This is a genomic window from Campylobacter concisus (assembly GCF_902460575.1).
Lineage (GTDB): Bacteria > Campylobacterota > Campylobacteria > Campylobacterales > Campylobacteraceae > Campylobacter_A > Campylobacter_A concisus_AW.
The window spans coordinates 85,429-87,049 of record NZ_CABPUY010000002.1 but is presented as its reverse complement, the minus strand read 5'-3'; the positions used below and the strand labels follow the sequence as shown (position 1 = coordinate 87,049).

General features: G+C 27.4%; 4 protein-coding genes. All 4 read right to left on the bottom strand.

Going from position 1 to position 1,621, the window contains the following annotated elements; all coding sequences use genetic code 11:
- The coding region (locus tag F3G76_RS10710; protein WP_223227424.1) for a hypothetical protein at positions 1 to 242 on the bottom strand (242 nt) is incomplete at its 3' end.
- A gap of 30 nt (positions 243 to 272) precedes the next feature.
- Positions 273 to 704, bottom strand: a complete 432-nt coding sequence (locus F3G76_RS04450) for a hypothetical protein (protein ID WP_148824386.1) — start codon at positions 702 to 704, stop codon at positions 273 to 275.
- A gap of 65 nt (positions 705 to 769) precedes the next feature.
- A complete protein-coding gene (locus F3G76_RS04445; RefSeq protein WP_107930933.1) occupies positions 770 to 961 on the bottom strand; it encodes a hypothetical protein in 192 nt (63 codons plus the stop codon).
- A 425-nt stretch (positions 962 to 1,386) separates the two neighbouring features.
- On the bottom strand, positions 1,387 to 1,621 hold a 235-nt coding region (locus tag F3G76_RS10705; RefSeq protein WP_223227423.1), incomplete at its 5' end, for a hypothetical protein.

Genomic DNA, 1,621 nt, shown 5'->3' with positions numbered 1-1,621 from the left:
TTATAACTATTTTTACACTTTGGACACTTTGTAAATTCTGGTATTTTAGAATTTAGCCTTATCAAATATATCGTATATGCGATCAACAAAATGATTAAAATTATCTGCATTATTATAGACTGTGCAATTGATACTACATATACTTTTCCGCCTTTATAGCCTTCGTCTGTTAATAGTTTATATAAATTAAAAGATGATAACAATGTAAAAAATATTGCTATCACGATCCTCAGCTTAATCATGGCTTAAGCCTATTTACTCGTAAATTTACATCAATCATCAACACTACCTTTATCTTTTTTTCTCTTATTTCTAACGCTTCTTCTTTTGGGTCCTTTTTTTCTTTTTTCTAAAAATTCTAGTTTTCTTATATAGTCACCATATTTACTTGCATCCATCACCTCGCCACCACAAAAATTGCATTTACTTTTATCACGTAAATGCCCAAACCACCAAGTAGTTTTACATTTAAGGCATACTAAATACTCCGGGTATTTTTTGATGTTTTTTGTGGAACGCAAGGCAAGATAGAAAAATGCGAAACTAGCTGCCAAGCTAATAATGGCTAGAATAACATAAGTATCGCCAAAACTAGAAAAATCATGTTCTATTGCAAATCTTTCAAATTTTTTGTTCGCAAATATCCTAATATATATAAATAAAAATCCAAAACCAATAAAGACATAGCAAAATTTATAAAACATAGTTGTTCCTTGAATTTGTTGTTATTGTTTTTGCTGTTTTCTAAATTTGCATCTTTAAATTTGACTTATTCTTTGGATTTGTAGAAAAATCCTAAACATATAAAAAATAACCCAACAATGAAAAATCCAAAAATATTTTTTTCATCAATTGTTTGCCAACCATGAAACCTGAAATAAATTTTGCCGCCAAATGAAGCCCAAATGGCTTCCAAAAGAAAAATACAACCTAAAAAGATAAATTCAAATTTAGCGTTCATTTTCTATTCCAAGTGTCTTTTTTATATTGCTATATCCTGTTAAACAAAGACTGTATTATCATTAAACATATTTTTGCAAATTTAACCTCTCGGTTCTATTTTGCCTATTTGTTAATATACATGCGATCCACTTATATCTTTTGCAACATTTTATTCATTTAGGATTCTTTTTATAAAAAATTCCAAATAGACAAAAACTGGCAAATATAAAAAAGGACGCAAAAAATATAAATTTTTCAACATCATTTGAAAAGTAATATTTAAATCCACGATATGAAATATAATTAAATTCCAAAAAACTAAAAGCATAAATATATGAACTAATAGATATAAAAATCAAAAAAATCTTAGCTCTCATTTGTCGTTTTTCCACTCTTTATAAACTCCACACAAGCCAGCTCCTACTGCCCAAAGCAAGAGAATATCTAACCGATTTTATCTTTTTCTAAATTTTTCAACTCATCTGGAAAATGCCTATAATATTTTTCAACTTCTATTGTTTTAACATTACATTTAGGGCATTTGCCATTTTTAGTAACAGCGTAATTATAACTATTTTTACACTTTGGACACTTTGTAAATTCTGGTATTTTAGAATTTAGCCTTATCAAATATATCGTATATGCGATCAACAAAATGATTAAAATTATCTGCATTATT

Excerpts from the sequence above, each read along its gene's own strand:
- F3G76_RS04445 (WP_107930933.1), bottom strand. The coding sequence starts at position 961 with ATGAACGCTAAATTTGAATTTATCTTTTTAGGTTGTATTTTTCTTTTG.
- F3G76_RS04450 (WP_148824386.1), bottom strand. The coding sequence starts at position 704 with ATGTTTTATAAATTTTGCTATGTCTTTATTGGTTTTGGATTTTTATTT.